The organism is Amycolatopsis sp. NPDC051045 (genome assembly GCF_040682955.1).
In the GTDB taxonomy this organism is placed as follows: Bacteria; Actinomycetota; Actinomycetes; order Mycobacteriales; family Pseudonocardiaceae; genus Amycolatopsis.
The window spans coordinates 32183-51197 of record NZ_JBFBCC010000034.1; the positions used below are offsets into that span (position 1 = coordinate 32183).

Here is a 19015-nt window from a genome sequence, read left to right on the forward strand (position 1 = left end):
TCGCGCAAGAAGCCCGTCCCGTCACGGTGTCCACGGGGACGCCGCGACGGCGGCGAGGAGACGGCCGGGCCGCTGCGCTCTACCTCGCCCCGGCGGGCGTCCTGCTGGCCGCGCTGCTGGCCTACCCGATCTACCAGCTGGTCCTGATCTCCTTCTACGACTACGGCCAGCCGCAGGCCGCGGGGAACGCGCCGCTGGTGTTCCTCGGGTTCGCGAACTACGCCGACCTGCTGTCCCAAGCGCAGTTCTGGACCGTGCTCGGCAAGACGGTCGGGTTCGCCGCGGCCTGCGTCGCCGGTTCGCTCCTCGTCGGCACCGGGCTCGCGGTGCTGGCGAGCCGGGTGCGCTCCCTCCCCCGGATGCTGCTGTTCCTGGCCGCACTGGGCGCGTGGTCGACCCCGGCGATCGCGGGCTCCTACGTCTGGCTGTTCCTCTTCGACACCGACTTCGGCCTGGTCAACGAGGTGCTGACCGGGCTCGGGCTGCCGTTCGAGCACCACTCGTGGACCTTCGGCACGCTCGGCGCGTTCGGGCTGGTCGCCGCCGAGGTCATCTGGTGCTCGTTCCCGTTCGTGCTGGTCACGATGTACGCCGGGATCAAGGGTGTCCCCGACGAGGTCCTGGAGGCCGCGTCGCTCGACGGCGCGTCGGTGTGGCGGACGACCTGGGCGATCGTGCTCCCGATGGTGCGGCCGCTGCTGATGATCGCGACCGTGCAGTCGATCATCTGGGACTTCAAGGTGTTCACCCAGATCTACGTGATGACCAACGGCGGCGGCGTGGCCGGGCGCAACCTGGTGCTCAACGTCTACGCCTACCAGCAGGCCTTCGCCGGGCAGGAGTACGGCCTCGGCTCGGCGATCGGAGTCGTGATGACGTTGTTGCTGCTGTCGGTCACCGGGCTGTACGTCCGGACGCAGCGCCGGAGCGCGGCATGGCTGTGACCGTCCGCCGTCCCGGCCGGCTGATCGCCGAGGTCGTCACCGTGGTGATCGCGGGACTGGTCGCGTTCCCCCTGTACTGGATGCTGCTCTCGGCGGTCAAGCCGCCGGGCGAGATCCAGTCGGCGAACCCGAAGCCGTGGACGTTCAGCCCGTCCTTCGACAGCTTCTCGCGGGTCCTCACGGTGTCGGGCTTCGGGCGGTTCTTCGTCAACAGCCTGGTGGTGGCGCTGGTCGTCGTGGCGTTTTCGCTGCTGCTGTCGTTCCTCTCGGCGGTGGCACTGACGCGGTTCTCGTTCAAGGGCCGGACCGTGTTGCTGGTGATGACGCTCGTCGCCCAGATGGTTCCGGTGGAGGCGCTGACCATCCCGCTGTTCTTCCTGATGCGCTCCATCGGGGGTGCGGTGCCGGCGTTCGGGCTGAACGAGCTGGGTTCGCTGGTGCTGGTGCACCTGGCGTTCAGCCTGCCGTTCGCGATCTGGATGCTGCGCGGGTTCGTCGCCGCGGTGCCGGTGGAGCTCGAGGAGGCCGCCGAGCTCGACGGTGCGTCGCGGGTGCGGTTCACCTGGCAGATCCTGTTCCCGCTGGTGGCGCCCGGGCTGGTCGCGATCAGCGTGCTCGCGTTCATCCACGCCTGGAACGACTTCCTGTTCGCCAAGACGTTCATCATCTCCAAGACCGAGAACCAGACGCTGCCGCAGGCGATCCTGGTGTTCTTCAAGCCGGAGGACACCGACTGGGGCGCGGTGATGGCGTCCTCGACGCTGATGACGATCCCGGTGCTGGTGTTCTTCGTCCTCGTCCAACGACGGCTGGTGTCCGGCATGGCCGGCGCCGTGAAGGGCTGACATGTCGTTCGCCACCTTGCTCCCCCGCCCGGTTTCGGTGACGCCGGCGCCGGGTTCCTGCCCGTGGCCGTCCACTGTGGACGTGCGGACGGCCGAGCTGCCGGCGGAGGGGTACCGGCTCTCGATTTCCCCCTCCGGGGTGGTGCTTTTTTGCGGCGACGCGGCCGGGGAGGTCTACGGGCGGGAGACGTTGCGGCAGCTCGCGGGACCGTCCGCGTTCCGGGTGGCCGGTTTCTCGCCGTCGTCGCTGCCCTGCGGGGTCGTCGAGGACCACCCGCGGTTCGGGTGGCGCGGGTGCCTGCTCGACGTCGCCCGCCACTTCCGCACCAAGGCCGAGGTGCTCCGGTTCGTCGACCTGCTCGCGGCGCACAAGCTGAACGTCCTGAACCTGCACCTCACCGACGACCAGGGCTGGCGGTTCGAGGTTCCCGCGTTCCCCCGGTTGACGTCGGTGGGCGGGTGGCGGCCGTCGTCGATGGCCGGCAGCGGGGGTGCCCAGGACGGGCGTCCGCACGGCGGGTTCTACACCGGCGACGACCTGCGGGAGATCGTCGCCTACGCGGCTTCACGCGCCGTCACGGTCGTGCCGGAGATCGACATCCCGGGACACGCACGGGCGGCCTTGGCGGCCTATCCTTCCCTGGGGACTTCGTCGTCCTACGAAGTCTGGACGGCCTGGGGCATCAGCACTTCCCTGCTTTCCCCGACCGCGTCTACTTTGGACTTCTTCCGGCAGGTGTTCGACCACCTGCTGGAGATCTTCCCGTCCCCGGTGATCGCCCTGGGCGGCGACGAGACGCCGGGGGCGACCGACGAGCACCGCGAGTTCGTCCGGCGGCTGGCCGAGCACCTGGTGGCCCGCGGCCGCACCCCGATGGGCTGGGACGAGGTCCTGGACATCGACGAGCTCCCGCCGATGGTCATCGGCGCCTGGCGGAACGAGGAGGCGGGCCTGCGCGCGGCTGCGGCCGGGCACGACGTGGTGATGTGCCCGGAGCAGCACGTCTACCTGGACCACCGGCAGTCTTCGCATCCGGACGAGCCGATCCCGGTCGGGATGGTGCACACGCTGGAGGACGTCCACGCGTACGAGCCGGCGTTGGACGGGCCGCGGTTGCGCGGTGTCCAGGCCCAGGTGTGGACCGAGCACCTGGACAGCGTCCGGCGGGTGGACTACCTGGCTTTTCCGCGGTTGTCGGCGTTCGCGGAGGTGGCGTGGAGCAGCGGGCCACGGGACTACGCGGAGTTCCTGCCGCGGCTGCGGGACCACCACCTGCCGCGGCTGGACGCGCTCGGCGTCGAGTACCGGCCGCTGGACGGGCCGCACCCCTGGCAGACGCGGCCCGGGGTGCCGGGCCGGCCGCGCTGATCACGGCAGCAGCGTCACCGTAACCGACCGCGTCGGGCCCACGTTGCCCGCCGCGTCGATGGACCGGTACTCGATCCGGTGCCGCCCGTAACCCGGCTTCCGCTCGGAGAACGGCGACACCGTGAGGCCGTCCGGGCCGAGGTTGCCGTACGCCAGGCCGTCGATCTCCGTGCCGCGGGCGGTGAACACGTACGGCGCACTGGGGTCCGTCGGCCAGCCGGAGAACTTGTGCCAGCCGTCGCCGTCGACGCGGAACTCCGGCATTCCGTCGGCCGCCTTCAGCCGCATGGTGAACGAACCGTGGAAGACGTTGCCCTCCGCGGGCGGCAGTTCGGCCGTCGTCGTCGGGCCCGTCGCGTCCACCGTCCAGGTCAGCGTGGTGCCGCCGGTCGTGGCGGTGAGCGTGTGCGACCCGCGGGACTCCTCGAGGGCGAAGTCGGGTCCGCTCCCGGCCGGGCGCCCGTCGAGCGCCCAACGGACCTGCGGGACCGAGCCGGTCGGTTCGCCGGTTTCGACGTAGACGACATCGTGCCCGCCGACCGGCCGCGAAGTCGGCGTCGACGCCGCCACCGCCGGTCCCCCGGCGGGCGGCGTGACCACCGAGGTGTCGACGGTCCACGTGCGGGTCGCCGTCGGCCGGGCCGCCGGGTCGCGGACGAACGGCGTCGGGTCGGTCACCGTGGCCGTCAGCGTGTGCTTGCCCGGTTTGACGTGCGCGTGCCGCAGGTCGACCGCGTCGCGTCCGGGCAGCCTGGTGCCGTCGAGCGTCCAGGTGATGTCCAGGCGGTGGCTCACCGGGTGCATCGGGCGCACCCACACGACGCGGTCGGCGCCGATCGTCCCGGCCGGGGTGCCGCCGCTGATGAGCGGGGCCTTCGCCGAAATCCGCTGCGTCATCCGTTCGCGGCCGACCTGGTCGAAGGCGTACCCGAGGGTCTTCATCATCGAGTGCTTGCTGGGCCGCCAGACACCGGTCCGCGTGTACAGCCCGCCTTCGAAGCGGCCGATCGTACCGCCGGACTCGCTCGGCTCGCCCAGCCAGCGCCACCACTTCGCGCGCCGGTCACGCAGCTGCTGCTCGGTCAGCAGGGTGTGGTGGATCGAGTCGGGCTCGCTGCCTTCGTACGCGCCGCCCGGCACTCCGCGCGCGTAGTAGTCGTACTCGTCGTCGAGGCCGCCGAGCGAGTGGCCGAGTTCGTGCGGCGAGATCAACGCGGAGAGCGCGTTCCCGCCGGACGCCGTCGCGTAGGTGCCGCCCGCGCCGCCGTAGGTGGTGCTGTTGCCGAGAGCGAGGATCTGGCGGTTCGCCCGGGTCGTGCCGGCCACGAGGTCGGCGTACCGCTGGGCGGCCGCGTCGTCGACGGTCAACAGCCGCTGGACGCTCTCCGCGTCGCACCCGCCCCAGAAGCCCATGTCCAGCGGGGTGTTGCGCCGCGGCGCGGTCAGGGACGGGTCACAGTCCACACCGGACTCCGGCGAGGCGATGGAAACGGCGTAGACGTTGAAGTAGCTGCGGTAGGACTTGAACGGCTCGAGCGACCACAGGGTGCTGACGTGCCGCTCGACATCGGCGAAGAACTTCGGCTGCTCGGCGGCGGTGTAGCCGTCGCCGAGGACAACGAGGTTGAACCGCTGCGCGACCGGTCCGGTCACCTGGACCTCGGTGACGGTGGCCACCGGCTCCTCGGCGTACGCCGGGGTGGCGATCCCGAGCGACAGCACCCCCGCCGAAAGCAACCCGGCCCACTTCCGCATGACGGCACTCCCCTGGTCGGCGATCTTCCCGGTCTACCGCAGCGCTTCGGCCGCGGGAACCCGCCGTAAGTCGGGGATGCGGTATAGGCCGTTATACGCGCGTCAGCCGGTACCAGACCTCCGGCCGCCCGACCTGCCCGTAGTGCGGCTCGCGCTGCGCCATCCCGGTGTCCGCCAGGTACTCCAGGTATCTGCGCGCCGTCACGCGGGAGGCGCCGATCGCGCTCGCCGCCGCGCCCGCCGAAAGTCCTTCCGCGGCGCCGGAGAGCGCGTCCGTGATCGCTTCCAGCGTCTGGACGCTCATCCCCTTCGGCAGCGGTGGCTGCTCGGTCGTGCGCAGCGCGCCGAGGGCCCGGTCGATCTCCGCTTGGCCGGTGACCTCGCCGGACGCGTCGCGGAACTCGGCGTAGCGTTCGAGCTTCTCGCGCAGGGTGGCGAAGGTGAACGGCTTGAGCAGGTACTGCACCACGCCGACCGACACGGCCGCCTTGACCAGGCCGAGGTCGCGCGCCGAGGTCACGGCGATGACGTCGATCGGCAGTCCGGCCGCGCGCAGCGAACGGCACACCGCCAGGCCGTGCGTGTCCGGGAGGTAGAAGTCCAGCAGCACCAGGTCGACCGGCTCGCGTTCGCAGAACCGCAGCGCCTCGCCGCCGGAGTGGACCACGCCGGCCACGGCGAAGCCCGGGAGCCGCTCGACGTAGACGCGGTGCGCCTCGGCGGCCACCGGCTCGTCCTCCACCACCAGCACCCGGATCACCGGTCCGCCTCCTGCCGCGGCAGCCGCACGGTGAACACCGCGCCGCCGTCCCGCTCGACCTCGACCGTACCGCCGTAGCGGCGGACCGCCTGCCCGACCAGTGCAAGCCCGAGGCCGTGGCCGTCCTCCGCCTTCGTCGACCAGCCGCGGCGGAACACGTCGGCGCCCTCGGGCACGCCGGGGCCGGTGTCGGCCACGCGCAGCAGCAGCCCGCCGTCGTCGGAGCGGGCGGTGACGACGACCTTGGGATGGCCGGTACCGCGCACGGCCGCGTCGAGGCCGTTGTCGATCAGGTTGCCGAGCATGGTCACCAGGTCGCGGGCCTCGATGCCGAGCGAGACGTCGTCGATCACGGTGTCCGGGGTGACCGTCAGCTCGACCCCGCGCTCGCTCGCTTCCGCCGCCTTGCCCAGCAGCAGCGCGGCGAGCACCGGCTCGGCGACGGCGCCGACGACCCGGTCGGTCAGCTCCTGGGCGAGCGCGAGCTCGGCGGTGGCGAACTCGACGGCCTGCTCGGGTTTGCCGATCTCGACGAGGGAAACGACGGTGTGCAGCCGGTTCGCCGCCTCGTGCGCCTGCGACCGCAGCGCTTCCGCGAGGCCGCGGGCGGTGGTCAGCTCCCCGGTCAGCGTCTGCAGTTCCGTGTGGTCGCGCAGGACGACGACGGTGCCCTGCGCGCGCCCGCCCGAGCGGACGGCGGTCGTGCTGACCAGCAGCACGCGCGAATCCGTCAGGTGCAGTTCCTCGGCCCGGTTTTCCGCCGACGCGAACGCCTCGGCGAGCCCGTCCGGCAAGCCCAGCGAAGCCAGGTCACGGCCGACCGGGTCGGCGTCGAGGCCGAGGAGGGCGCGCGCGCCGTCGTTGCAGAGACCGATGCGCCCGTCCCGGCCGACGAGCAGCACGCCTTCGCGGACCGAGTGCAGCACGGCCTCGTGGTACTCGAAGAGGTTGCTCAGCTCGTCCGGCGCGACGCCCCGGGTCTGGCGCCGCAGCCGGGCGCTGATCAGCCAGCCGCCCAGCGCCCCGACCAGCAGGACCGCGCCCGCCACGCCGAACAGCGGCCACAGCCGTTCCCGCAGCTCCGCCGAGATCGCCCGGACGGTGATCCCGACGGCGACCAGGGCGACCACCCGGTGACCGGCGTCGAACACGGGCTCGACCGTGCGCACCGACGGGCCGAGGGAGCCGGTGTAGGTCTCGGTGAGCTCCTCGCCGCGCTGCGCCTTGTCGATGTTCCCGATGTAGTGCTGCCCGATCAGCGCCGGAGTCGGGTGCGTGTAGCGGATCCCGGCCGGGCTCATGATCGTGATGAAGTCGACGTGGGTGTGGTCCTGCACGCGCAGCGCGAACGGCTGGAGCGCCGCGCTCGGGTTCGGCGTTCCCACCGCCGCCACGACGCTGGGCGCATCGGCGACCGTCAACGCGACCGTGCGGACCTGGTCACGTGCGTTTTCGTCCACGGCCCGCTGCGCGTCGAGGTAGGCGAAGGTGATCCCGGCACCGGCCAGCACGCCGAGCACCACCAGCTGCAGCACGAGCAGCTGGCGGGCCAGGCTCCAGTGGGACCGCATCGTCGGGGGCACCTCCTCATACCAGCACACACGCACGCCGGTGTCCGAACGGGACGGTGCGATCATCACACGAACTCAATGAACACAAGTGAGCCGGATCACCGAACTCGGCCTACAGTGTCCGCAACCTGAACACCCCCGAGCTGGAGGCAACGGTGCCTACACCGACCCCCGACGCGGCACCGCGCCGTGACAAGACCCGCTACCTCTACCTGGCCGTGATCGTCGCGGTCGCGTTGGGGATCGCGGTCGGCTTTCTCTTCCCCGGCTTCGCCAAGGGCCTGAAGCCACTGGGCGACGGCTTCGTCAACCTGATCAAGATGATGATCTCGCCGATCATCTTCTGCACCATCGTGATCGGTGTCGGCTCGGTCGCCAAGGCCGCGAAGGTCGGCAAGATCGGCCTGATGGCGCTGGTCTACTTCATCGCGATGTCGACGTTCGCGCTGGCGATCGGCCTGATCGTGGGCAACCTGCTGCACCCCGGCACCGGGCTGCACCTGAACCCCGCCGACGTGAAGAGCGCGCAGAAGTCGGCCACCGGCGCCGCCGGTCCGGTCGAATTCGCCTTGAGCATCATCCCGAAGACGCTCGTCTCGGCGTTCACCGAAGGCCAGGTGCTGCAGACGCTGCTGGTGGCGCTGCTCGTCGGCTTCGCGCTGCAGAAGCTGGGCCCGAAGGGCGTGCCGATCCTGCGTGGCATCGAGAGCATCCAGCGGCTGGTGTTCCGGATCCTGGCGATGATCATGTGGGCCGCCCCGATCGGCGCGTTCGGCGCCATCGCCGCGGTGGTCGGCGCGACCGGGCTCAACGCGTTGAAGAGCCTCGCGGTGATCATGATCGGCTTCTACCTGACCTGCCTGGTGTTCGTCTTCGGCGTCCTCGGCCTCGTGCTGTGGGCCGGTGCGCGGGTGAACATCCTGAAGCTGCTCAACTACCTGCGCCGCGAGTTCCTGCTGATCCTGTCGACGTCGTCGTCGGAGTCGGCGCTGCCGCGGCTGATCGCGAAGATGGAGCACCTCGGCGTCGGCAAGTCGGTCGTCGGCATCACCGTGCCGACCGGGTACTCGTTCAACCTGGACGGCACCGCGATCTACCTGACCATGGCGACGCTGTTCATCGCCTCCGCCCAGGACGCGCCGCTGTCGATCGGTTCGCAGATCGTCCTGCTGCTGTTCATGATCATCGCCTCGAAGGGCGCGGCCGGCGTCAGCGGCTCGGGCATCGCGGTGCTCGCCAGCGGCCTGCAGTCGCACCGGCCCGACCTGGTCAACGGCGTCGGCTTCATCCTCGGCATCGACCGGTTCATGTCGGAGGCCCGCGCGCTGACGAACTTCGCCGGCAACGCCGTCGCGACCGTCCTCATCGGAAACTGGACGAAGGAGTTCGACCGCGAGCAGGCGCACCGGGTCTTCGCCGGCGAGGAACCGTTCGACGAAGCCACGATGCTCGACGAACACGAGCCGGTGAAATCCGAGCCGGAGGGCGAAAAGGTCCCGGCTTGACCCCTTGACGTTCGTGCTCACTGCCCCCGCTGAGCACGAACCACCGCGGGCCGCGGTGCGAGTCTCCCCGACCTCGCACCGCGGCCCGTTCCACGCCGAAAGCGGCCCCTTTCACGTGAAAGGGGCCGCTTTCGGCGGTTCAGCAGGCGGCGTGGCCGTCGTAAACGACGCGGGCGGCCGCGATCTCCTCGCGGTGCCGCTCCGCCCAGCCGAGCAGGCCGTTCAACGACTGGTACAGCTCCTTCGCCATCGGCGTGGCCTCGTACTCCACGCGCGGCGGGACGGTCGGGTAGATCGTGCGGACCAGCAGGCCGTCACGCTCGAGGTTGCGCAACGTCAGCGTCAGCATCCGGCGGCTGATCCCTTCGACCGAGCGCTCCAGCTCGGTGAACCGCACCGGGCCCCGCATGGCCTCCAGGAGGATGCCGATCGCCCACTTGCCGCTGATCCGGTTGATGACCTCGAGCACGGTGCAGACGTCGAGTTTTTCCGGGTCGATCTCGGTGACCTGGACAGGTACACCGATGTTCCCCTGGGACATGAAAGTGCCTCCTTCCCGGCGACCCCATGGTCACACATGATGGGCGCTGTTACAAGAAGTGCCCTGGCGACGACCAGGGGAACTCTCGACTGGAGGGGCCTGACATGGCCGAGAACCACCCCACCCGCTCCCGCGGCCTCGCGTTGGCGGTGCTGTGCGCCGCCTCACTGATGGTCGTGCTCGACAGCAGCATCGTCGCGGTGGCGCTGCCCGCCATCCAGGCCGACCTCGGCTTCACGCCCGCCGGGCTCTCCTGGGTCTTCACCGCCTACCTGGTCGCGTTCGGCGGCCTGCTCCTGATCTCCGGACGGCTCGGCGACCTGCTCGGCCGCCGGCGCGTCTTCCTCGGCGGGCTGGGGCTGTTCACCGCGGCGTCGCTGGCCGCCGGCCTGGCCTCGGACGCGGGCGTCCTGGTCGTGGCCAGGTTCGTCCAGGGCGTCGGCGGCGCGCTCGCGTCGGCCGTGGTGCTCGGCATGATCGTCACGATGTACCCCGAGCCCCGGGCCCGGGCGAAGGCGATCGGCGTCTACAGCTTCACGCAGGCCGCGGGCGCGTCGATCGGGCTCATCGCGGGCGGCGCGCTGACGCAGGCGCTGAACTGGCACTGGACGTTCTACGTCAACCTGCCGATCGGCGTGGCCGCGCTGCTGCTGGCCGTCCGGGTGGTCGAGGCCGACCGCGGCACCGGCCTGCGGGAGGGCCTGGACGTGCTCGGGGCCGTCCTGGTCACCGCCGCGGTGATGCTCGGCGTGTACGGCATTTCGGCTTCGGCCTGGGGTGCGCTGGCCGCGGCGGTCGCCCTGCTCGCGGCGTTCGCGGTGCGGCAGGCGAAGGCGCGTACGCCGCTTCTGCCGCTGCGGCTGTTCCGGATCCGCGCCGTGGCCGGGGCCAACGTGGTGATGGTGCTGATGGTCGCCGGGATGCTCGGCTTCCAGTTCGTCACGGCGTTGTACCTGCAGCAGGTGCTGGGCCTCGACGCGCTGGGTACCGGCGTCGCGTTCCTGCCGGTGCCGCTGGTGATCGCGGTGGCGTCGCTCGGCTTCGCCGGCAGGCTCGCGGCGCGCTTCGGGCCGCGGGCGGTGCTGCTGTCCGGGCTGGGCCTGGTGATCGCCGGCCTGCTGCTGCTCACCCGGGTTTCGGTCGGCGGCTCCTACTTCGCCGGCGTCCTGCCCCCGCTGCTGCTGATGGGCTTCGGCGCCGGCGCGGCCATCCCGGCGCTGATGGGACTGGCGATGGCCGACGTCGCGGCTTCGGACGCCGGTGTCGCCTCCGGCCTGATCAACACGACCCAGCAGGTCGGCGCGGCGATCGGCACGGCGGTGCTGGCCGCGGTCGCGGCGTCCCGGACGGAGAGCCTCGGTGCGGTGGACCACCGCGAAGCACTGGCGGCTGGGTTCCGGCTGGCCTACGGCGTCAGCGCGGGCTTCCTGATCGCGGCGGTCGCCCTGGGCGGGCTGGTGCTGGGCCGCCGCACCCGCCGCGCCGCGGCCCCGGTGACCCCCGAGCCGGAGCTGTGCACCGCCGATCTCGCGTGACCCGGCCCGTAACTCGCGTGATCAGAGCCGTAACTCGCGTGGCTGGAGCCGTAACTCGCGAGTTCCGGCCTGGATCACGTGAGGTAGGCACGGAGGCCACGGTGGCCCCGCCGCATCATCAGCGCGTGGTTCGCGCGGAAGAGCGGCCGGGCCACCGTGTCGAAGCGCCGCAGCAACTCCTTGCGGGCCTGGACCTCCTGGGTGATCTCCAGCAGCGTGCCCGCGCCCGCCGCGCGGACCTCGCCCGCCAGTGTCCCGTCGAGGTCGCCGCTGAGCCTGACCCGCATCAGGCCCGTGCGCTCGTCCTGGTGGTCCCGGTGCATCCGGACGACGAGCCGGAACGGCAGCCGGGACCGGCAGACCAGTTCGGCGGTGTCGTCGTCCACCCGGCGCACCGCGCGGACGTCCGACCACCACCGCGGGTAGCCGGCGAGGTCGGTGACCACGCCGAACACCCGCTCGGGCACGGTTCCGGGCAGCAGCCACGTGCTGCGGAACCGATATTGCGCACCCGTCATACTTGTCAAACCTGGGCCGAGACCAGCTTCCGGCCGTCCACCGTGACGATGTCGACCGACTTCACGTCGTCGGGCGCGACCAGCGCGGACCCGTCGAGTGAGAAGCCCTGGCTCTCCCACTTCTCCGATACCTGCCAGCTGCCGGCGGTCACCGCTTGACCTTCCTTGGTCACCACCTGGAGCAGGCACTTCTCCCCGGCTCGGACGCCCTTCACACTGACGTTCGTCCGGACCCAGCCCTGGAACGGGATGACCGACGCGGTCAGCTGCACCCCGGTCGTCGGATCCCGGCCTTCGACGTTCTTCGTACCGGGCACGTCCGTCGCCGGCCCGGGAAGCGCCTGCGGTGGTGGTTCAGCCGTCTGCCGGCCCACCAGGACCCCGCCACCGAGCGCCGCGACCACCAGCACCGCCGCCGCGACCAGGGCGAGACCCCGGCCACCCCGCCGTGGCGCACGGGCCGGAGCCACGTGCTCTTCCTCCTCGCGCACCCGGCGCAGGGTCTTCTGCAGCAGCAGATCCCCGCCCTCGGGCGGCCCGTCGAGGAACGCTTCGGGCGGCACCTCGTCGAGCGATTCGCGCAGGGCCACCAGCTCGTTCAGGTCGAACCGGCACTGCGCGCAGGTCTGCAGGTGCCGCCGCTCGAAGTCGGCCGCCTCACCCGGGTCGAGCGCGCCGAGGGCGTACGCGCCGAGCTGCGTGTGACTCTCGTCGACCGAGTTCATCGCGCCACCTCCGTTCCGCTCGAAATCATCGCTGCTCTGAGTGCTCGTAGTGCGTAGTACGACCTTGATTTCACGGTACCGGGTGCGACGCCCAGTGTTCTCGCCGCTTCGGCCACCGTCCGTCCCCGGTAGTAGATCTCCACCAGGACCTCTCGATGTTCGTTCGACAGCCCGTCCATCGCGCCGAGCACGGTCATCGAGTCGACCACGCCCTGGGCGTGATCGCGCTCGACGGACGGGGTCGGCACGCCTTCGGCCGGTTCGGCCACCTCCTGTGGCCGTGCCGCCCGGGCTCGTGCCCGGTCGGTGACCAGGTTGCGCGCGACGGTCAGCAACCAGCCACGCACCGAGCCCTTCCCGTCGTTCTGCAGGTCGTCGGCGTGTTTCCACGCGCGGACCAATGTCTCCTGGACCACGTCCTCGGCTGCCGCCCGATCACCGGTCAGCCTCGTCGCGTAGGCCAGCAGGCTTCGCCCGTGCTCGGCGTAAAGCTGCCGAATCAGGTCTTCGCCTTTGGCCTTCTTAGGCCGCCTGCCTCCGAGTGCCACCCTCGTCCTCCCGACGGTGTTCTGAGTCGGCGAGGACAGTACTGCAAGCCTGAGGGCCACCGGCGGTGCGTGCGTCGAGCGCAGCGCGACCATGGTGTTCATCGGCTGCCCGTCCTTCCTCGTTCTGCCCGGAAAACCGTCGTCTGTCAGGATCCGGCGCCGCCGGCCTTGCCGCCCGCGGTGATCTTGCTGCCGTCCGGGGCGACGGCGAACCACGTGCCGTTGGCGCCCTGGCCGTTCATGTCCCCGGCGGCCTTGTCGCCCGCGAACTCGTACAGCGGCCAGCCGTTGAGCGTGATCTGCTTGCTGCCGTCCTTGCGGGTCGCGGTGCCGACCTGGGTGTCCTGGATGCCCTTGAGCATCGGCGTGGCCACCCCGGCGAGCATCGGCGGCCACTGGGTCGCGCACTCACCGTCGCAGTTGGACGTCGGCGGCTGGGAGAGGTCCTTGTCGAACCGGTAGAGCGTCTTGCCGTCGGCGTTGGTGACCACCGCACCGACGCCGTTGACCGTGGCGACGGCGAGCATCTTGTGCCCCGCTTCACCGTGGGCCGGCCCTTGGGCGCCGTCGGCCATCTCCCCGCAGGCGGACAACGTGGCGACGGCGAACAGCGCCACAGCGCTGACGACGACCGGCCGGATACGGTTCATGACGTTCTCTCCTCGGTGAGGGCGGCACCGCCGTCCGGCGGACCTCGACACCTCAAACACGGACGGTCGCGAAAAACGGTTCAGCCGGTTTCGCGCCATTCGACGCCGCGGCGCGGGCGGATTGGTGCGTCCCGGTGATCGGCACGATCTTGTCGCCGTGCGGGCGTGGTTCCTAAGCTGAGCGCGTTCGCACCGCCGCCCCGCCGTCCCGGGAGCCGCCGTGTCCGTCAAACCCCTCGTCCTCGTGGCACTGCTGGCCGCGGGCTGTTCCGCAGCGCCCGCGCCCGCTCTCACGGCCACCCTGACTTCACCCACCGACGTGGTGCTCACGTGGCCGGACGACGGCGCCGGGCACCGCGTCGAATACGCGAACGCCCCGGCCGGCCCCTGGACGACGCTGCGGTTCCTCCCACCGCACGCGACGAGCTACCACCACCCGGACCTCATCCCGGAGACGCCGTTCCACTACCGGGTGCAGCCCTTCTCGGGCCCGGTCTCGGCGGAGACCACGGCGGGCGCACCGGCGGCTCCGGACGCGACGGGGCTGCACGCGGTGGCTTCGGGTGACACGGTGACGTTCACCTGGGCCGACCGGTCACCGGACGAAGCCGGGTTCCTCCTGGAGATGCGGCGCCCGGGCGCGCCGGAATTCGACCCGGTCGAGGTGACCGACCCGGACACGACGACCTGCGCGCTGTCGCTCCTGCCCGGCGAGGAGATGGCGGCCTACCGGCTCAGGGCGGTGCGGTACGGCCCGCTCTCGCCGGTGGTCCACCAGACCACCGGCAAGGAGCGGTAGCCGCTACTCGGCCTTGAGCACCGTCCGCAGGAACTCGCCCGTGTAGCTGCCCTCGACCTCGGCGACGTACTCGGGCGTGCCCTCGGCGACCACCATGCCACCGCCCGAGCCGCCCTCGGGGCCCATGTCGATGATCCAGTCGGAGGTCTTGATCACGTCGAGGTTGTGCTCGATCACGATCACCGAGTTGCCCTTGTCCACCAGGCCGTTGATCACGCCGATCAGCTTGTTGATGTCCTCGAAGTGCAGGCCGGTCGTCGGCTCGTCGAGGATGTACACCGTCTTGCCGGTGGAGCGCTTTTGCAGCTCGCTGGCCAGCTTGACGCGCTGCGCCTCACCGCCGGACAGCGTCGGCGCGGGCTGGCCGAGCCGGACGTAGCCGAGGCCGACGTCGACCAGCGTCTGCAGGTGGCGGTGGATGGCCTTGATCGGCTCGAAGAACTCCGCGGCCTCCTCGATGGGCATGTCGAGCACGTCCGAGACGGTCTTGCCCTTGTAGTGCACCTCGAGGGTTTCCCGGTTGTACCGCGCGCCCTTGCAGACCTCGCACGGGACGTAGACGTCCGGCAGGAAGTTCATCTCGATCTTGATTGTGCCGTCACCGGCGCACGCCTCGCAGCGGCCGCCCTTGACGTTGAACGAGAACCGGCCCTGCTGGTAGCCGCGGACCTTCGCCTCGGTGGTCGCGGCGAACAGCTTCCGCACGTGGTCCCAGACACCCGTGTAGGTGGCCGGGTTGGACCGCGGGGTCCGCCCGATCGGCGACTGGTCGACGCGCACCAGCTTGTCGACGTTGTTCAGGCCGTTCACCCGGGTGTGCCGGCCCGGGACCTGGCGGGCGCCGTTGAGCTTGTTCGCCAGCACCGTCGCGAGGATGTCGTTCACCAGCGTCGACTTACCCGAGCCGGAGACGCCGGTCACCGCGACCAGGCAGCCGAGCGGGAACGACACGTCCAGCCCGCGCAGGTTGTGCTCGCGCGCGCCGACGACGGTCAGCTGCCGCTTCTTGTCGATCGGCCGCCGGATCGCCGGCACCTCGATTCTGCGCCGGCCGGACAGGTACTGCCCGGTCAGCGAATCCTTGCTCTTGAGCAGCTTCTTGTACGGTCCACTGTGGACGATGTGCCCGCCGTGCTCGCCCGCGCCCGGGCCGATGTCGACCACCCAGTCGCTGGAGCGGATGGTGTCCTCGTCGTGCTCGACGACGATCAGCGTGTTGCCGAGGTTCCGCAGCCGGGTCAGGGTCTCGATCAGCCGGTGGTTGTCGCGCTGGTGCAGGCCGATCGACGGCTCGTCGAGCACGTACAGCACGCCCACGAGACCCGAACCGATCTGCGTCGCCAGCCGGATCCGCTGCGCCTCGCCGCCGGACAGCGTCGCCGACGCGCGGTCGAGCGAGAGGTACGTCAGGCCGACGTCGAGCAGGAAGCGCAGCCGCGCCTGGATCTCCTTGAGCACCGCGCCGGCGATCATCGTCTCGCGCTGCCCCAGCTCCAGCTCGTCGAGGAACTGGGAAGCCTCCGCGATGGACAGCGCACAGACCTCGGCGATGGACATGTCACCGCGGGTCTTGTGCTGCAGCGTGACGGCGAGGATCTCCGGCTTGAGCCGGGTGCCCTGGCAGGCCGGGCACGGCACCTCGCGCATGTAGCCCTCGTACCGCTCGCGCATGTACTCGGACTCGGTCTGCTCCTGGCGCCGTTCGAGGAACGGGATGACGCCCTCGAAGGCCGCGTAGTACGACCGCTGGCGGCCGTAGCGGTTCTTGTAGCGGACGTGCACCTGCTCGTCGACGCCGTGGAGCACGGCCTTCTGGGCCCGCGCGGGCAGGCGGCGCCACGGCGTGTCCATCCGGAAGCCGATGGTCTCCGAAAGGGACTCGAGCAGCCGGATGAAGTAGTCCGCGCTCTGCCCGCCCGACCACGGCGCGATCGCGCCCTCGGCCAGCGACAGCTCGTCGTCCGGGACCACCAGCTCCGGGTCGACCTCCTTGCGGATGCCGATGCCGGTGCACTCGGGGCAGGCGCCGTACGGCGAGTTGAAGGAGAACGAGCGGGGCTCGAGGTCCTCGATCGCCAGGGGGTGGCCGTTCGGGCAGGCCAGGTTCTCGGAGAAGCCGCGGATCCGGTGCGGGTCGTTCTCCGGCAGGTCGACGAACTCGAGCTCGATCAGGCCGTCGGCCAGCCGCAGCGCCGTCTCGACCGAGTCGGTGAGCCGCTGGCGCGAGCTCGACTTCACGCTCAGGCGGTCGATGACCACGCCGATCTGGTGCTTCTCCTGCTTCTTCAGCTTCGGCGGATCGGTGAGGGCGTGCACCGTGCCGTCGACGACCACACGCGCGTAGCCCTGCTGCTGCAGGTTCTCGAACAGGTCGACGTACTCGCCCTTGCGCCCGCGCACCACCGGCGCGAGCACCTGGAAGCGGACGCCTTCGTCCATCTCCAGCACCTGGTCGACGATCTGCTGCGGGGTCTGCTTGCTGATCGGCTCGCCGCACTTGGGGCAGTGCGCCTTGCCGGCGCGGGCGTAGAGCAGCCGCAGGTAGTCGTAGACCTCGGTGATCGTGCCCACAGTCGACCGCGGGTTGCGCGAAGTGGACTTCTGGTCGATCGACACCGCGGGCGAGAGGCCCTCGATGAAGTCGACGTCCGGCTTGTCCATTTGCCCGAGGAACTGGCGGGCGTACGCCGACAGCGACTCGACGTACCGGCGCTGCCCTTCGGCGAAGATGGTGTCGAAGGCGAGGCTCGACTTCCCGGACCCGGACAGGCCGGTGAACACGATCAGGCTGTCGCGGGGCAGGTCGAGATCCACGCCGCGGAGGTTGTGCTCGCGGGCACCGCGAACAACGAGGCGATCAGCCACGCCAGGGTCCTCTCAGGTCATTCTCAGTCATTCTCAGCTGCGGTCGCCGACCCGGTGTCAGACTGCACGGGTGGCCGCCGACCATGCTACGAGCCACCACCGACAGAAACTGGTTCCGCGTCCTTGACCTGCGGTTCTTCGGGCTTCCGGCGCGTGGTGAGCCGGCGGTGGACCGGCCGTTCCACCCACGCGGTGACCGCCCAGCCGCCCAGGACGGCGGCGGCCACGACCAGCGGGAGCCGGAGCCAGCCGGGCAGGCCGAGGTCGACGAGCTCGCGGGCCAGGATGTAACCCAGTTCCTGGTGCACCAGGTAAAGACCATACGAGATGCCCGCCAGCCAGCTGACGGCCGGGGCGATCCTCGCCAGCCCGGGCCACCGCCAGTCCGGGCCGCGGGCGGCCAGGCAGACCAGCAGGATCAGCACGGTGAACCCGATCGTGGACGGCCAGCGTTCGGCGTCCTGCGGCAGCGCGACGTGGAACGGGAAGACCTGTAGGTCCTGCGCGGCGACGGCGGCGGCGACGAAGAGCGCGATGTGCCAGGTCCCGAGCCGGCGCTGCGCCCACAGCCAGACCGCGACGCCGATGGCGAAGACGTGCAGGCGGTGCAGCCCCAGACCGTAGTAGAACGTCTCGAAGACCGGGCTCGCCGTCCCCGGCGCGAAGACGAGGAACCGCAGCGCGAGCGGCACCAGGATCAGCGCCCACAGCAGGGCGACGGTCAGCCGGTGGGTGCGCCACGACCGCGGCCACAGCAGGGCCGCGCCGGTGAAGGCCAGCAGTTGCACCGGCAGCGTCCAGTAGGAGCCGTCGAGGTAGTAGAACGTGCCCGAGCGGATGCCCCACTCCTGCACCATGCCGAGGTTGGCGACCAGGTCCAGTCCGGTCGGGATGTACCACGGCGACGGGTTCGACGGCGGCCCCTGCGGCACGCCGAACAGGAACCCGGTGAGGCCGGGCGGGTAGGGCAGGCCGCTGAAGGAGATGGCAGCCCACCGCGTGACGACGTAGGTCACCAGGACCGCGACGAAGTAAGCGGGCACGAGACGCGCGACGCGGTTCCACAGCCACCGGCGGGGATTGCCCTTGCGGAGGCCGGCGCAAACGAAGAAGGCGGAGATCACCAGCAGGATCGCGGCCCCGAACTGCGCCGTCACCCGCACGGGGTACCCCGTGAGCTCGGGGTGCAGGAGCGCGCCCTGGTGGGTGACGTGCCCGAGGATGACCGCGAAGACGGCGACGACGCGGAGGAGGTCCCAGCTGATCCGGCGCGGCGTCGGGGAGGTGGGCACGGTCGTCCTGAGGTCGGGGCTGGCGGGGTTCGCCGTGAGCCTACGTGGCGGGGCGCCCGAGCGCTTGTGCGGGTGGAACCGCTTGGAGCGAAACGACTACCGTGTGCACGGTGAACATCGTGGAGACCTACACCGGGCACGTCGACCCGGGCGGCGACGCCACCCGGCGGACCCTGGACGCGCTGACCATCACCAAGCTGTCCGTCGGCCCGATGGACAACAATGCGTACCTCCTGGTGTGCCGGGAGTCGAACGAGGCCCTGCTGATCGACGCGGCGAACGACCCCGAGCGCATCTCCGACCTGATCGGCCACGGCCCGGACCGGCCTGCGTTGAGGACGGTCGTCACGACCCACCAGCACCAGGACCACTGGCAGGCGCTGGGCGCGGTGGCCGGTGCGAACGGCGCCAACACCGCGGCCCACCCGCTGGACGCTTCGCCGTTGCCGGTACCGCCGGACTTCCTCGTGGAGCACGGGGACACGCTGTCGGTGGGCCAGGTCACCCTTTCGGTGATCCACCTGCGGGGCCACACGCCGGGATCGATCGCGCTGCTGTACCGCGACCCGGCCGGCATCCCGCACCTGTTCACGGGCGACTCGCTGTTCCCGGGCGGGGTGGGGAAGACGGCGTCGCCTTCGGATTTCGAGTCCCTGCTGGACGACGTCGAGACGCGGATCTTCGGAGAGCTGCCGGACGAGACGTGGTTCTACTCGGGCCACGGCGACGATTCGACGTTGGGCGCGGAGCGGCCGAAGCTGGCGGAGTGGCGCGAGCGCGGCTGGTGATCCCT

The 19015-nt window shown here is 70.7% G+C and carries 17 protein-coding genes; 7 read left to right on the forward strand and 10 right to left on the reverse strand.

What is annotated here, in order from left to right; genetic code table 11:
• Window positions 1-26: 26 nt before the first annotated feature.
• The 3 genes from AB0M80_RS40855 to AB0M80_RS40865 are packed head-to-tail and all read left to right on the forward strand — an operon-like array spanning window position 27 to window position 3158.
• Window positions 27-944 carry a sugar ABC transporter permease gene (locus AB0M80_RS40855; RefSeq protein ID WP_364575673.1) on the forward strand — a complete coding sequence of 306 codons (918 nt, stop codon included), beginning with the start codon at window positions 27-29 and terminating at the stop codon, window positions 942-944.
• A complete protein-coding gene (locus AB0M80_RS40860; RefSeq protein WP_364575675.1) occupies window positions 935-1789 on the forward strand; it encodes a carbohydrate ABC transporter permease in 855 nt (284 codons plus the stop codon). Before AB0M80_RS40855 ends, AB0M80_RS40860 begins: the two co-directional genes overlap by 10 nt.
• Before the next feature lies 1 nt (window position 1790).
• Window positions 1791-3158: a beta-N-acetylhexosaminidase gene (locus tag AB0M80_RS40865; RefSeq protein WP_364575677.1), complete on the forward strand. Its 1368-nt coding sequence runs from the start codon at window positions 1791-1793 to the stop codon at window positions 3156-3158.
• Here the strand turns inward: AB0M80_RS40865 and AB0M80_RS40870 are convergent, their stop codons facing one another.
• The 3 genes from AB0M80_RS40870 to AB0M80_RS40880 all read right to left on the reverse strand — a co-directional run bounded on the left by AB0M80_RS40870 (window position 3159) and on the right by AB0M80_RS40880 (window position 7244).
• Window positions 3159-4913, reverse strand: a complete 1755-nt coding sequence (locus AB0M80_RS40870; RefSeq protein WP_364575679.1) for a M64 family metallopeptidase — start codon at window positions 4911-4913, stop codon at window positions 3159-3161.
• A 91-nt stretch (window positions 4914-5004) separates the two neighbouring features.
• Entirely contained in the window at window positions 5005-5673 is a 669-nt protein-coding gene (locus tag AB0M80_RS40875) for a response regulator (RefSeq protein ID WP_364575681.1), read from the reverse strand.
• Window positions 5670-7244: a sensor histidine kinase gene (locus AB0M80_RS40880; protein WP_364575683.1), complete on the reverse strand. Its 1575-nt coding sequence runs from the start codon at window positions 7242-7244 to the stop codon at window positions 5670-5672. The genes AB0M80_RS40875 and AB0M80_RS40880 overlap by 4 nt, the downstream gene beginning before the upstream one ends.
• 155 nt (window positions 7245-7399) lie before the next feature.
• Here AB0M80_RS40880 and AB0M80_RS40885 point away from each other — a divergent pair, with 155 nt between their 5' ends.
• Complete coding sequence (locus AB0M80_RS40885; protein ID WP_364575685.1) at window positions 7400-8749, forward strand: cation:dicarboxylase symporter family transporter; 1350 nt, start codon at window positions 7400-7402, stop codon at window positions 8747-8749.
• Window positions 8750-8888: 139 nt separating this feature from the next.
• Here AB0M80_RS40885 and AB0M80_RS40890 read toward each other — a convergent pair whose 3' ends face one another.
• Window positions 8889-9290 (reverse strand): helix-turn-helix domain-containing protein, encoded by a 402-nt coding sequence (locus AB0M80_RS40890; protein WP_364575687.1) that lies wholly within the window; start codon window positions 9288-9290, stop codon window positions 8889-8891.
• Window positions 9291-9394: 104 nt separating this feature from the next.
• On the opposite strand from AB0M80_RS40890, the gene AB0M80_RS40895 reads away from it, so the two are divergent.
• Window positions 9395-10825, forward strand: a complete 1431-nt coding sequence (locus tag AB0M80_RS40895) for an MFS transporter (protein ID WP_364575689.1) — start codon at window positions 9395-9397, stop codon at window positions 10823-10825.
• Between the two features lie 74 nt (window positions 10826-10899).
• Here AB0M80_RS40895 and AB0M80_RS40900 read toward each other — a convergent pair whose 3' ends face one another.
• The 4 genes from AB0M80_RS40900 to AB0M80_RS40915 form a co-directional block, all read right to left on the reverse strand.
• Window positions 10900-11343 carry an SRPBCC family protein gene (locus tag AB0M80_RS40900; RefSeq protein WP_364575691.1) on the reverse strand — a complete coding sequence of 148 codons (444 nt, stop codon included), beginning with the start codon at window positions 11341-11343 and terminating at the stop codon, window positions 10900-10902.
• A gap of 5 nt (window positions 11344-11348) precedes the next feature.
• Complete coding sequence (locus AB0M80_RS40905) at window positions 11349-12068, reverse strand: zf-HC2 domain-containing protein (protein ID WP_364575692.1); 720 nt, start codon at window positions 12066-12068, stop codon at window positions 11349-11351.
• A complete protein-coding gene (locus AB0M80_RS40910; protein WP_364575728.1) occupies window positions 12065-12616 on the reverse strand; it encodes a sigma-70 family RNA polymerase sigma factor in 552 nt (183 codons plus the stop codon). The genes AB0M80_RS40905 and AB0M80_RS40910 overlap by 4 nt, the downstream gene beginning before the upstream one ends.
• Before the next feature lie 146 nt (window positions 12617-12762).
• A complete protein-coding gene (locus AB0M80_RS40915; RefSeq protein ID WP_364575694.1) occupies window positions 12763-13266 on the reverse strand; it encodes a hypothetical protein in 504 nt (167 codons plus the stop codon).
• 220 nt (window positions 13267-13486) lie between these two features.
• Here AB0M80_RS40915 and AB0M80_RS40920 point away from each other — a divergent pair, with 220 nt between their 5' ends.
• A complete protein-coding gene (locus AB0M80_RS40920) occupies window positions 13487-14065 on the forward strand; it encodes a fibronectin type III domain-containing protein (RefSeq protein ID WP_364575696.1) in 579 nt (192 codons plus the stop codon).
• Window positions 14066-14068: 3 nt separating this feature from the next.
• On the opposite strand, the gene uvrA is transcribed toward AB0M80_RS40920, so the two are convergent.
• Window positions 14069-16930, reverse strand: a complete 2862-nt coding sequence (uvrA, locus tag AB0M80_RS40925; RefSeq protein WP_364575698.1) for an excinuclease ABC subunit UvrA — start codon at window positions 16928-16930, stop codon at window positions 14069-14071.
• Between the two features lie 86 nt (window positions 16931-17016).
• Window positions 17017-18222, reverse strand: coding sequence for an acyltransferase (locus AB0M80_RS40930; protein WP_364575699.1), 1206 nt, complete (start codon window positions 18220-18222; stop codon window positions 17017-17019).
• Window positions 18223-18332: 110 nt separating this feature from the next.
• Here AB0M80_RS40930 and AB0M80_RS40935 point away from each other — a divergent pair, with 110 nt between their 5' ends.
• Complete coding sequence (locus AB0M80_RS40935; RefSeq protein WP_364575701.1) at window positions 18333-19010, forward strand: MBL fold metallo-hydrolase; 678 nt, start codon at window positions 18333-18335, stop codon at window positions 19008-19010.
• Window positions 19011-19015 lie beyond the last annotated feature (5 nt).

What these genes read in the sequence shown, in the direction of transcription:
- AB0M80_RS40860 (WP_364575675.1), top strand. Translation starts at nt 935, where the DNA reads ATGGCTGTGACCGTCCGCCGTCCCGGCCGGCTGATCGCCGAGGTCGTC.
- AB0M80_RS40865 (WP_364575677.1), top strand. Translation starts at nt 1,791, where the DNA reads ATGTCGTTCGCCACCTTGCTCCCCCGCCCGGTTTCGGTGACGCCGGCG.
- AB0M80_RS40870 (WP_364575679.1), bottom strand. Translation starts at nt 4,913, where the DNA reads ATGCGGAAGTGGGCCGGGTTGCTTTCGGCGGGGGTGCTGTCGCTCGGG.
- AB0M80_RS40880 (WP_364575683.1), bottom strand. Translation starts at nt 7,244, where the DNA reads ATGCGGTCCCACTGGAGCCTGGCCCGCCAGCTGCTCGTGCTGCAGCTG.
- AB0M80_RS40890 (WP_364575687.1), bottom strand. Translation starts at nt 9,290, where the DNA reads ATGTCCCAGGGGAACATCGGTGTACCTGTCCAGGTCACCGAGATCGAC.
- AB0M80_RS40895 (WP_364575689.1), top strand. Translation starts at nt 9,395, where the DNA reads ATGGCCGAGAACCACCCCACCCGCTCCCGCGGCCTCGCGTTGGCGGTG.
- AB0M80_RS40900 (WP_364575691.1), bottom strand. Translation starts at nt 11,343, where the DNA reads ATGACGGGTGCGCAATATCGGTTCCGCAGCACGTGGCTGCTGCCCGGA.
- AB0M80_RS40905 (WP_364575692.1), bottom strand. Translation starts at nt 12,068, where the DNA reads ATGAACTCGGTCGACGAGAGTCACACGCAGCTCGGCGCGTACGCCCTC.
- AB0M80_RS40915 (WP_364575694.1), bottom strand. Translation starts at nt 13,266, where the DNA reads ATGAACCGTATCCGGCCGGTCGTCGTCAGCGCTGTGGCGCTGTTCGCC.